Source organism: Rhodococcus sp. ABRD24, assembly GCF_004328705.1.
Taxonomy (GTDB): Bacteria; Actinomycetota; Actinomycetes; order Mycobacteriales; family Mycobacteriaceae; genus Prescottella.
Map to the genome: position 1 here is coordinate 2,856,245 of NZ_CP035319.1, position 13,229 is coordinate 2,869,473.

13 protein-coding genes are annotated in these 13,229 nt (G+C 63.8%); 6 read left to right on the top strand and 7 right to left on the bottom strand.

Going from position 1 to position 13,229, the window contains the following annotated elements:
- Positions 1-94: 94 nt before the first annotated feature.
- From ERC79_RS23105 to ERC79_RS12560, 3 genes are all read right to left on the bottom strand, one after another.
- Complete coding sequence (locus ERC79_RS23105; RefSeq protein ID WP_165497010.1) at positions 95-253, bottom strand: hypothetical protein; 159 nt, start codon at positions 251-253, stop codon at positions 95-97.
- Positions 254-315: 62 nt separating this feature from the next.
- Positions 316-2,763, bottom strand: a complete 2,448-nt coding sequence (locus ERC79_RS12555) for an ABC transporter permease (RefSeq protein ID WP_131578619.1) — start codon at positions 2,761-2,763, stop codon at positions 316-318.
- A 2-nt stretch (positions 2,764-2,765) separates the two neighbouring features.
- A complete protein-coding gene (locus ERC79_RS12560) occupies positions 2,766-3,389 on the bottom strand; it encodes an ABC transporter ATP-binding protein (RefSeq protein ID WP_242676541.1) in 624 nt (207 codons plus the stop codon).
- A 360-nt stretch (positions 3,390-3,749) separates the two neighbouring features.
- On the opposite strand from ERC79_RS12560, the gene ERC79_RS12565 reads away from it, so the two are divergent.
- Both ERC79_RS12565 and ERC79_RS12570 read left to right on the top strand, forming a co-directional pair.
- Positions 3,750-4,856 carry a sensor histidine kinase gene (locus ERC79_RS12565; protein ID WP_242676542.1) on the top strand — a complete coding sequence of 369 codons (1,107 nt, stop codon included), beginning with the start codon at positions 3,750-3,752 and terminating at the stop codon, positions 4,854-4,856.
- Complete coding sequence (locus tag ERC79_RS12570) at positions 4,841-5,488, top strand: response regulator transcription factor (RefSeq protein WP_131578624.1); 648 nt, start codon at positions 4,841-4,843, stop codon at positions 5,486-5,488. Before ERC79_RS12565 ends, ERC79_RS12570 begins: the two co-directional genes overlap by 16 nt.
- 296 nt (positions 5,489-5,784) lie before the next feature.
- Here the strand turns inward: ERC79_RS12570 and ERC79_RS12575 are convergent, their stop codons facing one another.
- Positions 5,785-6,195 carry a RidA family protein gene (locus ERC79_RS12575; RefSeq protein ID WP_131578626.1) on the bottom strand — a complete coding sequence of 137 codons (411 nt, stop codon included), beginning with the start codon at positions 6,193-6,195 and terminating at the stop codon, positions 5,785-5,787.
- Positions 6,196-6,278: 83 nt separating this feature from the next.
- Here ERC79_RS12575 and ERC79_RS12580 point away from each other — a divergent pair, with 83 nt between their 5' ends.
- The 3 genes from ERC79_RS12580 (at position 6,279) to ERC79_RS12590 (ending at position 8,221) form a co-directional block, all read left to right on the top strand.
- Positions 6,279-6,659, top strand: coding sequence for a helix-turn-helix domain-containing protein (locus ERC79_RS12580; protein WP_131578628.1), 381 nt, complete (start codon positions 6,279-6,281; stop codon positions 6,657-6,659).
- Between the two features lie 569 nt (positions 6,660-7,228).
- Positions 7,229-7,774, top strand: a complete 546-nt coding sequence (locus tag ERC79_RS12585) for a hypothetical protein (RefSeq protein WP_131578630.1) — start codon at positions 7,229-7,231, stop codon at positions 7,772-7,774.
- Between the two features lie 42 nt (positions 7,775-7,816).
- On the top strand, positions 7,817-8,221 hold the full coding sequence (locus tag ERC79_RS12590) for a hypothetical protein (protein WP_131578632.1): 405 nt from the start codon (positions 7,817-7,819) through the stop codon (positions 8,219-8,221).
- A gap of 314 nt (positions 8,222-8,535) precedes the next feature.
- Here the strand turns inward: ERC79_RS12590 and ERC79_RS12595 are convergent, their stop codons facing one another.
- Positions 8,536-9,045 carry a MarR family transcriptional regulator gene (locus tag ERC79_RS12595; RefSeq protein WP_131578634.1) on the bottom strand — a complete coding sequence of 170 codons (510 nt, stop codon included), beginning with the start codon at positions 9,043-9,045 and terminating at the stop codon, positions 8,536-8,538.
- A 76-nt stretch (positions 9,046-9,121) separates the two neighbouring features.
- Between ERC79_RS12595 and ERC79_RS12600 the strand changes: the two genes are divergently transcribed.
- Positions 9,122-10,540, top strand: a complete 1,419-nt coding sequence (locus tag ERC79_RS12600; RefSeq protein ID WP_131578635.1) for an FUSC family protein — start codon at positions 9,122-9,124, stop codon at positions 10,538-10,540.
- A 95-nt stretch (positions 10,541-10,635) separates the two neighbouring features.
- Here ERC79_RS12600 and ERC79_RS12605 read toward each other — a convergent pair whose 3' ends face one another.
- Both ERC79_RS12605 and ERC79_RS12610 read right to left on the bottom strand, forming a co-directional pair.
- The gene (locus tag ERC79_RS12605; RefSeq protein WP_131578636.1) at positions 10,636-12,294 is read right to left on the bottom strand and encodes an ABC transporter ATP-binding protein; all 1,659 of its coding nucleotides are present in this window, start codon (positions 12,292-12,294) and stop codon (positions 10,636-10,638) included.
- A complete protein-coding gene (locus ERC79_RS12610) occupies positions 12,294-13,142 on the bottom strand; it encodes a substrate-binding domain-containing protein (RefSeq protein ID WP_242676883.1) in 849 nt (282 codons plus the stop codon). Before ERC79_RS12610 ends, ERC79_RS12605 begins: the two co-directional genes overlap by 1 nt.
- Positions 13,143-13,229 lie beyond the last annotated feature (87 nt).

Below are 13,229 nucleotides of genomic sequence, written 5' to 3' on the forward strand. Positions count from 1 at the left end.
TTTCGGTCGAGATCCGGCAGCACCTCGCGACGCTCAACACGTCGCTCGGCAGATCAAGGGTCTGGCCGGCGGTCGAGACCCTCGCGTACCCATGTCAGTTTCTGAGGTCGTCTGCGCTGTCACCTGGCGTCTTACGCGTCGTGTGCGTCAACTGTCCGAGCAGCCCGTCCGGGCCCATCAGCTCGATGCCCTGCTCCTTGGCCAGCGCCAGCTGGTTCACCTCGTCCGCCAGGGACTCCAGTGTTTCCGCCACGGTCTGTTCTTCCCGCCGAGCTCCTTGCTCGGCCTGTCAGGCCAACCCGGATCCACCGTCATTCAGACAGTGCCCCGTGTCCCGGCAGCGCCGAAGCTGACTCCGACGCGGCAGCTGTTGTGGGTACGGAGCACTCGGTGCGTGACCGCGAGTGTTGCGGCGACTGCGAGTGCCAGACTCCCCGCGACGACGGCAGCGACCATGCCCCAGCTGACCTCCACCCCGACTTTGGTCGACGTGATTTCGGAAAGGCCAATGGCCATCCCCGTCAACGGCAAAAGTGTCACCAGCATCCCGAGCGTGGCGCCGATGAGCACGACGATCGCGGTCTCGACGCCTGCCGATGACAGCAATTGACGAGTGGTGCCACCTGACGCCGTGAGGACAGCGGTGTCGGATCGCCTGCGGTGGGCTGACATTGCCATGCTGTTCGCGACAGCGAGGCCGCTGTATCCCACCGACATAGCGATGAGAACCATCGCCAGTGCGTTCGTGAGTCGGGCGTCGACCTCGTAGTCCCTCAGCGCATAGCTGTAGGCATCCTCGACGGCCGCGCCAGGCGAGAGTTCCTTCGGTGTATGGTCTTTCGGAACGAAGACGGAATCGGTCAATGCGGTGATGTCGTGAGCACGGACGAGTTCGCGGGGCATCACGAACGGGCCTCGTGCCGGATCCAATGGAAGAACCTGTGCAACGGTGATCGACTCGGTGAGTCCGTCGGCGAAACGAACCTCGAGGGTCTGGTCCACCCGTGCGTTGAGCAGTTGGGCGGTCGGTTCGTCCAGGACCGCCTCGCCGGGGGCCGTGTAGCGCGGGTCAAGGCTGCCGACAGCATCGATGACAACGGTGTTCCCGTCGGCGGACGGTACGAAAAGCCGAGTCGGAAGCGGTGCGCGAGTCCCGACGGGTCCGGCTCCCGTTTGCGCTACGACTTCATCGTTCAACCCTGCCGCACCGTCTGCAGGAGTTACGAGGGCGAGTCCCTCGAGCTGCCGTGTCTGCTCTGCCGGATAGGCGGCGGACATGGTCTCGACCATTCCACTGAGGAGCACCGCGAATCCGACGCCGGCGATGACCGGAGCTGCAGTGCCTGCGGCTCGCCGCGTCCTTGTCCGGAGTTCGGCGCAGATCAGCATCGGACCCGCAGACTTCGACAGGGAGGTAAGCGGCACGGCGACGACTTTGACGATCGCACCGATGATGACCGGCGCGAGCATTGCGGCCGCGACGATGAAGGCCATCGCGGCCGCAATGGCTGCGTTGACCCGGGCGTCGGGTCCTGCGGTGGCGGTCGCCGGCGTGGCGGCAACACCGGCAACGAGAGCTGACAGCCCGCCGATCCACCGGCCCCCCGTCATCGGACGGCGCTCCACATCTGCATCCAGCAGAGCCTCGATCGGGGCCACCTTGGCAGCCGACCGAGCGGGAATCCACGCCCCCGTCATTGCCGCAGCCACCCCGAATCCAATCGCGATTGCCAACGGCCACAACGAGACACGGATCTGAAAGTCGGGTGGTTGAACCTCGAGTCCGAGCAGAAGCAGGCGCAGCGCCGGAGCGAGGGCCAGCCCCGCCGCCGCACCAACGATTCCCCCTCCCAGCCCACACGCCGCAGCTTCCCCGAGGACCATTCGCCGGATCTGCCGCGGGCTGGCACCGACTGTGCGCAGGAGGCCGATCTCGCGGCGGCGTTCCGAGGTAGCCAGAGCCAGCGTCGAACCAACCACGAAAACAGTGGTGAACATTGCGAGAACCGCCATCGCGACGATCAGTTGATCACCGAGGTGACGGCGGTGCCAGAGGTATTCGGGTTCCAATGTTGCGCGATCGTTGCCGCTGACAACGGTGCCTCGGGCAGCGAGCGCCTCCTCCGCCTGCCGGACCACGTCATCTTCCGAGGCGCCGACCGCCTTCACCACACCGATGGCGCGAACCCCTGGCTGGAGCGTCTCCGCGAGCTCGTCGGTGACGTAGAAGCCTGGGCCGTCGAGTACACCGGACACCGTGAACTCACGCGGGCCTGCACTGAGATTGACCGCGACCGTGCCGCCGACGTCGACTCCGAGGGTTGCGGGAACGACGATCTGCTCGGGTGTGGCCGGTGCGTCGCCGTCCACCAGCGAGAATGGTCCGAGCTCAACACTCGACCAGCCGTGACCGGCCTCTCTTGCTCCGTCGTCAGCGACCGGCACATCGTCCAAGAAGGGCTGTACGTAGAAGGCCCGGTCTGTCACCACGGTGTCGATACCGGGCACAGTGGTCAGGTCGGTGGCGATCCGTCGGGCCTCTTCTTCACTCCACGGGATGTAGTCGGCGCGGTTGCCGAACTCGTCGAACGACCGGGCGGGCAGTGCCAGTGCTGTCGACTCGGACAGACGGGGTTGCACGAGTGGGCGGGAGGAGTCGAACACGATGAAGGTCGAGGTGATCAGCGCGACTCCGAAGGCGGTCGCGATGAACGCGGCGAGGAAGCTGGTCCATTGGGTGCGAAGATTTGCGACGGCAAGCACGTTTACGGCTCCATCCGGGCCATGCGAGTGGCGATCACCGCGGCGTTGTCAGCCCGGCTTCGTTCGAGCCGCTGGGAGTAGGCGATCCTCCCGTCCTGGAGGAAGACCACGGAGTCGGCATAGCAGGCTGCGACTGGGTCATGGGTGACCATGAGAGTTGTCTGCCCCTGTTCGTCCACGAGGCGCCGCATAAGTGTCAGGACGTGGTGTGAAGTCCGCGTGTCGAGTGCACCCGTCGGTTCGTCGGCGAACAACACTGCGGGGCGGGTGATCAAGGCCCGTGCCAGCGCCACACGCTGTTGCTGACCGCCGGAGAGTTCCGCCGGCCGGTGCGAAGCGCGATCGGCGAGCCCCACCTCGGTGAGGGCGGCCATGACCCCATCGTGTGGGACGCGACGGCCCGCGAACCGGGCAGGTAACTCGACATTCTGTGCGGCGGTCAGTGAACTGACGAGGTTGAACGCCTGGAAGACGAACCCGACGTGGCGTCTGCGCAGTTCGGTGCGAGCTCTTTCGTCCATCGCTGCGACGTCGGAGTCGGCAATGACGACCGTGCCGCTGGTGGGGCGGTCGAGGCCTGCCGCGCAGTGCAGGAGTGTCGACTTGCCTGACCCGGATGGACCCATGATTGCGGTGAAACTGCTTCGAGGGAAAGCGATCGTGACTCCATCGAGAGCGGTGACAGAGCGATTTCCTTGCCCATGGGTCTTGCGTACATCAGCGAGTTGGACGGACATCGTTGTTTGTTGAGTCGTCGTCATATTGCTATCGAATTGGTCTAGCGTCAGGTTTGCAGTCACCCGATCTGTACGAATGGGGTAGTGCTGGCACTACCGCGCATGGTCGACTTGGTGACATACGGTGGGACGATGCGCGTCGCGACGGCTTGGCAAGCGATGGCACAACACCCATTTCGGTTTCTGCTCTCATGGTGGCCGTGGCGTTGCCTGCTTTATCTCGCGTCTGGCGTGCTCGTAGGTGGGGCGATGTTCGTTGTTCTCGCGACCTCTGCTGCGCTCGGGATAGCGTTCTTCGTGGTGGTCGTGGGCGCTGCGCTGTTCGTGTTGATCGGGTTCTCCGGCATCGTGGTCGGGCGGCTCGAACGGTGGCGCCTTCGACTGGTCGATCTCGACGGTGCTCCGGATCCGCACAGGCCACCTCTCGGTTCTGGTGTCGGTGCCTGGCTTTCGACCAGGCTGGCTGAACGGTCGACGTGGCGTGAGCTGGGATTCGCCCTGCTTTCAGCGACAACGCTGTCGTGGATCGACGCCACCGTTCTCGGGTTCGCTTTCGTCCTCCCTGTTCTGTGCTTCCGGGCACCGATCGGCGACCCTGCGGCATGGCCGTGGGTGATCATCGGCCTGGTAGCGATCGGCTCCGGCCCTTACATGATCACGGCCTGGGCAGGAGCCCGCGCTGGGTTGACCCGCATATTCCTTGCACCACGTGATGACGAGATCGGTGCGGAAATCACCGATGTCGATCGAACCAAGAGGCGACTGTTGAACGCCTTCGAGATCGAACGGGTTCGGATCGAACGCGATCTGCACGACGGGGCGCAGCAGCGTCTGGTGGCTCTGGGAATGACGCTGGGCCTTACCCGGTTGGATATCGACGACCCCGCTCTCGCGGCCCGTCTCGATGACGCACAGGATCAGCTGACTCTGGCGTTAGCCGAGTTGCGTGACCTTGTTCGCGGCCTCAATCCGCAAGTGCTCACCGACAACGGGCTCGTGGCGGCGATCGCCGACAGCGCGGGGAGATCGGCGGTGCCGATCTCCGTCGACGTGTGCCTGCCCAGCCGACTTCCTGTCGGTATCGAGACTGCGGCCTACTATGTCGTCGCAGAGGCGTTGACCAATATCGCGCGGCACAGCCAGGCCTGCGACGCCACCGTGTACGGGCGTCATCACACCGACATTCTCGTAATCGAGATATCCGACAATGGGATCGGAGGAGCCGACCCTCGCCGTGGCACAGGCCTGTCCGGGCTCGCCGATCGCCTCGACGTCGTCGACGGAAGGCTGCGGCTGTCGAGCCCGGCTGGAGGTCCGACGGTACTCAGAGTCGAAATCCCATGCCGCATCGAGTGATACTGGCCGAGGACTCGATCCTGATGCGCGAAGGGCTCGAGAGCGTGCTGCACAGGTTCGGCCACACGGTCGTCGCAGCCGTGGGTAGCGCCACCGAAATCCCCGCCGCCATGGAGGCGTACCAGCCGGACATTCTCATTACCGACGTGCGCATGCCTCCCGGCAACTCTGACGACGGACTGAAGGCCGCAGTAGCGCTGCGGACATACAAGCCAAGTTTCCCCGTGCTGGTGCTCAGCCAGTACGTCGAGCAGTCGTACGCTGCTCGGCTACTCGGGTCGAATGATGGCGTGGCCGTGGGCTATCTGCTCAAGGACCGTGTCGGAGCTGTCGCCGAGTTCAACGATGCGGTCGAGCGTGTCGCCGAAGGTGGCACAATCGTGGACCCCGAGGTAGTCCGGCAACTCCTGAACCAGCGTAAGGATCCACTCGAGCGGCTGAGCGGCCGAGAGCGTGAGGTCATCGAACTCATGGCAGAGGGTCGATCAAACTCGGAAATCCAGGCGAAGCTCTTCGTCAGCGAGGCTGCAGTCAACAAACACATTCGAAACATCTTCATCAAGCTCGACCTGCCCGTTGACACAGACGGTCACCGGCGCGTACTCGCCGTGCTTACGTTCCTCCGTAGCTGATCCGGTATGGCCCGAATCAACAGCTCATCAGGCCGACTCCCGTGGACTGCGTGCGGAGCCCCAGCACCCCGTGGCGTCGGTGCCGACACGGATGTTCGTGGCGTTGACGCAGCGTGATTCGCGGGCTCGGGAGTTGGTCACCGATGTGTTGCCCGAGGTGTTCCCGTGGGCGGCGTTCCTTTCCCGCGAGGAGAATACTGATCGTCACGGCCGAATCTCTCTGGACCCAGGGCCGGGCGGAACCCCGAGTGGGCGCATTGTTTACGCACCACCCGAGGCCGCGTCCCGCTGTGGGATCAGTCGACGACGGCGGTCGCCTCGACCTCGACGAGCACGCCCGGCTCGAACAGGTAGTCCACGCCGATCAGCGATGCCGGCGGTAGCGGCAGTGCGAGCCCGATCTCCTCGCCGACCTGTTCGACACCGGCCATGAATTCACCGATCTTCTCGGGCCGCCAGTCCGTCACGTAGAAGGTCAGGCGAAGTACGTCGTCGAATCTCGCCCCCGCGCCGGCCAGCCCCGTCGCAGTGTTGCGCAACGCTTGCGCGACCTGTCCCGCGAGATCGCCTTCGGCCACCGGGGTTCCGTCGGCGAGCCGCGCGATCTGACCGGCGACATGAACATGTCTGGTCCCGGACCCGACAGCGACGTGGTGATACGGAGTGGGGTGTGTCATGCCTTCGGGGGTGAGATAACGAACGGCCATGAAGCTCTCCTCGAAATACCGAACTGGATAGGTATAACTTTGATACCTGGTACATGAAGAGCACTTCAACGAGACTAGGTAGCATGCGCGATACTCCCCAGGCCGATCCCGGCGAACTCACGATCACCCCGCCTCATCGAGAGCTGCTCGATCAGGTCCTCGACAAGTGGTCACTGGCGGTGCTCAACGAACTGTGCGAGAGACCCAGCCGCTTCAACAATCTGCGCCGCGCAATCCCCGCGGTGACACAGAAATCACTCACCGCTACCCTGCGTCGACTGGAGCGCAACGGCATCGTTCAGCGCGAGCTTCTCAGTTCCCGCCCGGTAGCCGTCGAATACCGGATCACCCCACTCGGAAAGACCCTTCGTCATCCGGTCGACGTCCTGCTCGCGTGGGCCGACAAGCACATGCCCGAGATCGAAGACGCGCGTACACGCTTCGACGAGTCGGAAGGCGACTGATGCACCACGAGACGGTTCGGATGTCGGTCATCTGCACCTGGGTCCTTGCTCTTGATGGATGCTTGCAGCATGGGTACGAGGCCCTGACGACCCGACGATGATCGTGACATCGAAGGCGGTCCGGCAGGTCTTCCCAACGACAAACATCTCCGGGTCATCACCGGACATGCCGCTCTGGACGGACTCGACCTCGATCAGGCTGAGGCTGATGAAGGCAGCAGGTTCTCGGCCGGCGTATCTCTCGCCAATTGAAGACTGTTGCATACAGACTCGGAGGACGATCCATGCGAGAGCGCGCCGCAGTGACTTACAGAGGACTCCACGACCACGGATGAGGCCCAGCTAGGCCGTGGTCGCGGCATGCACAGGGTCGTGCGATGCCAAAACGTTATCCCAAGGTCCAGTACCAGCCACGCGATCCCCCGCTGGGGCTCGGAGCCACCCCCGCCGTGGCAGAAACTCAGATCGGGTGGACGGGCGCCACACTCCCTATTGATGGCCAGATCTTTATGCACAACTCGACGGTCACGAACGATGGCCCTCTGGCCGCGAAAAGCAAGATCTGGACGATGACCGGCGCCGAAGTTGATGCGTTCCACATGGCAGTGCGCGCAAGGCTGTTCAAAGGCAGTGTCATCTGCCAGGTGGTGGACTACCAGTACAACGCGACGTGGGCGGCAAGCCTCGAGATCGCCACGTCAGGCGACTGCGGTTCAGGCCCGTACAACAGTCATGGGTTCGTCAAGACCTTCAGCTCGACGAACGGCTTCCAGGAGCACCTCACCTTCCCCAGCAGCGGAATCGGCTACACCGCACCGACGCCGGCCCTCCGGTCGGCACCTTCCGAAATCAACCCCTTCACGAAGGAGGGGAAGACATTCGGCGTCCTGGATCCCGAGCAGTCGGACGCAGTGCAACCCGATTTCGTTGCTGCGTACACCAACGATGGCCAGCAGGGGTACATCCGTAGCGCGGACCTCAACGTACCTGTGGCGTCGATCGATGGCCTTCGGTCTTTGCCCCAGAACAACGGAGTTGCGAAGACGCCGTCGCGTGACATCCCTGTGTTCGCCGCTGACGGCGCCTCCCAGATCGGAGTCCTGACAACCGCATAGGATCGGCATTCATTCGCGCACACCTCGGGGTGAGGAAGTCAGATGATCAAGAACTACCGGTCCCGCGGGTTCTCTGGCCCCAACCTCGAGGTGTGCGTGCCGCCGTCTCTCGTTTCGACGGGCGAGGATAACGGGATAGCCAGTTGGATCTCGGCAGTGACGTCCGGATTGGATGGGCTCCAGTTCGTCTATACCGCGATGGCAGTCTGGGAAGACGTACCATCGGTCCTCGACTACCGGGCTCGTGCGCTTCTCGCCTTTGGCGGTGCCGAGCACGAGGTCGGCTACGGAAGAAGCAATACGAACCGGCGCGCCGAATTCCAGTTCCTGGCACGCCGACCCGCAGATTTGCCCGGTCCTCCCTACCGGTTCCACCTCGTAGTTGAGGACATCACAAGCGGAGTGCGCTGGGAGACTCCGGTCGTCCTTCCAGGCCGGGACTTTTGATCTCTGCCAACCTTGACGCCTTTCGGCCGGGCGCCATCCCCGACAGCGACGACAGACTCCGTCCCGGCTTTCCGAACGTGACCCCTGTTGACCAGATAGCTCTGCTGCGTCGTCGAAGCGCTCGTCGGAAGTGGCCACAACCTCCCACCGCGACTGGACGTCAGCATCACCGACCGCACTGTTACAGCAACATCGGAGTGGATAGAGACCGCCGGTGCGGACTTGCAGGAGAAGAGACCTGGCGAGAGCCTGACCACCCTGCGACGATTCCATGCGGCGTGATCGCATCCGTCGGGGGTGCGGCGTCTGCTGCTCTAGGCGCGTTCGGCGTCGTCGCTGTTGCGCCCGATTTTTCGCAGTAGGCGGGTCAGCTGGGCGCGCTCGTCGTCATCGAGGCCGTCCAGCAATAGCCGATCCCGATCGACGCGTTGGGGAAACTCGCGGTCGACGAGTTCGCGGCCGGCGTCGGTGAGCTCGAGCAGGACGACTCGGCCGTCCCGCTCGAATCTCTTGCGTTCGAGCAACCCGATCCGGACCAGTCGATCCGCGTGTTTGGTGGTCGCGGCGCCGCTGACCATCGTCACAGCGGTCACCTCGCTTGCGCGGAGCGGTCGGTCGCTGCGTGCGAGTGCGCAGAGCACCTCGAACTCGGCCCGGGAGACGCCGCTGGGTCCCAGCGCACGTTCAAGGCGGTGCAACGTCTGGGAGCTGATCCGCGTGATCCTGCCGATGACCTCGATCGGCGATGTGTCGATACCCGGCCTCGAGTTCGCCCATTCCTGGCGCACCCGGTCGATGAAATCGTGCTCATCCGCGGAATCCACACGACCATCCTATCTACGAGCGAACACAACTTCATTAGTAATTTACTAGTGAAGTAAATGCCCTAGACTGGGGCGCGTGAGCGCAGCAGGTACCCCGGGCACGACAAGGATCGGCCATGCTCGGGGAGCGCTGGCGCACTCGGTCTCGCGGGGAGCCTGGCGTCGTGCCTTCCACTTGCGGACGGCTGACGCGACCATCGCACCCGCGCTTCGGGTGGGACTCGCCACGGCGGTAGTTCTGGTCGGCGGCGGGCTGCTCGGATTCTGGGAACTCGCTGGTTTCGGCGCGCTGGGCGCGCTCGCGTCGGCATTCGGGCGATACGAGCCGTACCCGAGGCTGGCCGGGAAGCTCGCGCTCGTCGGCGTCGCAGTGATCGGCTTCGTCGGCTTAGGCGGTGTCCTGGGTGCCTTGGGACTCCCGATGTGGGCGCTGGTAGGTGTGCTGTCACTGTCGGCGGGCGTCGCGTCCGCGTATATGAATGGCTTCCAGCTGATCGGTCCGGGACCGGTGATCCTCGTTTTCGCGGCGACAGGCGCGGCGGGATACACCACGTCCGCAGTGGATGTCGGCCAGGTGACGCTGGCGGCCGCGATCGGCGTCCTGGTCGGATGGGTGGCGGCGATGGTTCCGGCCTTGGTCCTGCCACTGGGTCCCGCACGCCTCGCCGCCGCACGGGCGCTGGCATCGGTCGCGTCTCTCGAGCACGGGGACGGCGCCAGTGTCGACAGCGCACGGTCAGCGATCTGGCGGGCGCGCGAAGTGCTTGTGGCAAGCGGACGTTCGCATCTCTGGCATGGCCACGCCCGGGATCTTGCGACGCTCCTCGATGCGGCGGACGAAGCAATGGACGACTGGGCCGCGGTCGGTGATCCTTCGGTGCTCCAGGAGATCACACGCCACGAGCGTGAACTGCGGAAACTCAAGCGCGTCAGCACCCTTGGCGGTGTCGGGGAGCGTCCATCCGTGGCGTCGGAGTTGCCGCCGTCCGTGGGAGTGATGTCGGCCGGAATGGCGCGGTTGCGATCGGCGTCGTTGCGGAACGTCGCCGTCCGGGTGGTGGTCGCTTCAGCGGTTGCGGGGTGGGTAGCGATCGCCGCGGGTGTCGAGCATCCGCTGTGGGCGTCGATGGGCGCGATTGCGGCACTGCAGGGTCTCAACTTCACCCAGACGTTGCACCGTGGGATCCAGCGAGCTGTAGGCAATGTTGGGGGAGCGATCATCGCGGTGGCGCTGATCGCGGCGTCGCCGGGCTACTGGCAGGCGGTGATCGCGGTAGTGCTGCTGCAGATCGCCGCGGAGTTGCTGGTACTCGTCAACTACGCGCTCACAACGCTCGTGGTCACTCCGATGGCCTTGGTGCTGATCGGCTTCACCTCGCCGATCTCGCCGGAGGTCGCGATCAGTCGGGTCGCCGATACGGTGATCGGTGTCGTGGTGGGTGTTCTCGTTGCGGCCGTGACAATCAGTCGCACGGACCGCGACCACCTCGCGTAGCCGCTAGCCGGACCGGGTCAGACGAACGGGCCCGATTGGTCGACTCGTGCCCGGCCGGCGGGATCTGGGTGCGGTGAAGCTGTGAAGGCCCGTTCTCACGCACCCGGACGGAGGACCTCGCAGATGCTCTCGACGGGACGCATCCGGGCAGATTCGAGTAGCAGCTTGGTGTAGTCGTGTTGGGGGTTGTCGAAAACCGTGGATGTGGCACCGGATTCGACGATGTGGCCGCCCTTCATCACGTAGATGTAGTCACAGAGCTTTCTCACGACGGCGAGGTCGTGCGAGATGAACATGTAGCTCAGCCCGAACTCGAGCCGGAGCTTCTCGAACACCTCGAGAACCTGCTCTTGCACGAGAACGTCCAACGCCGACACCGGTTCGTCGCAAACGAGAAGCTCGGGCTCGACCGCGAGCGCCCGTGCGATCGCCACTCGTTGACGCTGTCCGCCGGAGAGCTCTGCGGGGTGTCTGTCCCGAAGCGTCCGCGACAGGCCCACCTGGTCCATCAGCTGGTCGATTCGCGCCGAAACCTCGGAGGAGGGGCAGATTCGGTGCACCTTCAGTGGTTCGGCCAGGATCGACCGGACCGTGAACGAAGGGTTGAGAGAGGAGTACGGATCCTGGAAGACCGGTTGCACCCGGCGACGAAAAGCGAGCAGGCGCTGCTTGCACATCGTACCGATGTCCTCGTTGTCGAAGACTATTCGGCCCGATGTCGGCTTCTCGAGCTGCAACAACAATCGGGCGATGGTGGTCTTCCCGGATCCGGATTCACCTACGACACCGACAGCACTGCCCCGGGGGACCTCGAGGTGGATGTCCTTGTTTGCGGCGATGGGCGTGCGCCGCCTTCCTAGTTGGTACGTCTTGTTGACTCCGTCGAACCTGACCAGTGCGGGTGCAGTGCTCGATGCGTCGACTTCTGTTGACGCAGGAGCGGATCCGGCAGGGACCGCGGCGAGTAGCGCCTTCGTATACGGATGCTGTGGGCGTTGGAGTACATCCGCCGAAGATCCCATTTCCACAATGTGGCCTTGCTCCATCACCAGCACACGGTCACAGCGCTCCGCAGCCAGACCGAGATCGTGCGTCACCAGGAGCAGTGAGGTGCCGGTTTGAGCGACCATCTCGTCGAGCTGATTCATGATCTGCCGCTGCACAGTGACATCCAGTGCGCTCGTCGGTTCGTCCGCAATCAGTAACTCCGGCTTGTTGGCCAGCCCCATCGCAATGAGTACGCGCTGCCGCAGGCCCCCGGAAAGCTCATGCGGATACTGAGTGACTCGTTCCTCGGGGTTGGCGATTCCCGCAGATCGCAGGGCTTCGAGGACCCGCTCCTCGAGCGCATCGCGGGAGAATTTGCCGTGGGCGGTGAGGCACTCTGCAACCTGGGTGCCGATCTTGAGCATCGGGTTGAGGTTGGAGAGGGGGTCCTGCGGAACGAACCCGATGTGGAGTCCGCGGACCCGGCGCATCTCCCGAGTCGACAACTCGAGCAGATTCCGTCCCAGGAAGTTGATGCTCCCGTGCGCCACCGACGAATTCTCCGCGAGCAATCCGATGATTGCTGCGATGGTTGAACTCTTGCCGGAACCCGAGGCTCCGACGAGTGCGACCTTTTGTCCCGGTTCGATTGTGAATGACACCTGAGAGACCGCTGCCACCGCGTTGCCGCGGTGCGAGTACTTGATGGTCAGTTCTTCGACTGACAACACAGCGGCATCTCCCGGCTGCACCTTGGGAACATTCATCAGATTCTCCTCAACGTTCCGGACGATGATTCGCGTATGGTCAGCGCTCGTTTCACCACGACCGTTCGTGATTCCAAGCGCTCATCCACAGGCGAGTTGATTCGTGTAAAGAGCATTTCGAGGGCCGTATTGGCGATCTCGTCGACGCAGCCCGACACCGAACTCAACGACGGCGCCAGGTACGAGGCGAACTCGACGTCGCCGAAGCCGACCACCCCGACGTCCACTCCTGCAGCCAGTCCGTGATCTTGAAGGGCCCTGAATGCACCGAGTGCGATCTGGTCGTTGACTGCCAGGATCCCGTTCGGCCGGTTCGCCGTTTCGAGCAGGGCGCTCATGGCGGCATAGCCGTGTCCGGCTCCATAGCCGTCCAAGCCGAGGCGCAGGACCGTGTCTTCGATGTCGAGTTCGGAGACGGCGCGATCGAAGCCCAGTCTGCGGTCGGTCGCACCGGCAGAACCGGCGATGTCGCCGACGAAGCAGATCTTGCTGCCCCATACGCTGTGGAGGTGCCCAACTGCTTCGTATGCGGAGTGCACATCGTCGTAGAGGACGGTATCCACCGAGTTCACGGCGCTGGTTCGCTGGCCGATGAGCACAAAGCTCACCCCAGATGCCACGACGCGTTCGATAGCCGCGGTGATTTCTGGGTCGTCGAGCTCATCGCCTGTATTGAGAATGATCCCGTCGACGCCGTCTGACATGACAGTTTCCAGATAGGCGAGCATCCGCTGTCGGTCATGGCTGAAGCTGCGAATCTTGACCGCGTATCCTTCGCTATCGCAGATTCTGTCGACGGCGCGCGCGATGCCTCCATACCAAGGCTGGGACACATCCGCCATCAGCATCGACAAGCAGAAGTGCCGTCCGGAGCGGAGGCCGGACGCCGCCCGATTGAGATGGAAATTGAGAGATTCGGCGGCCGACGAGACTGC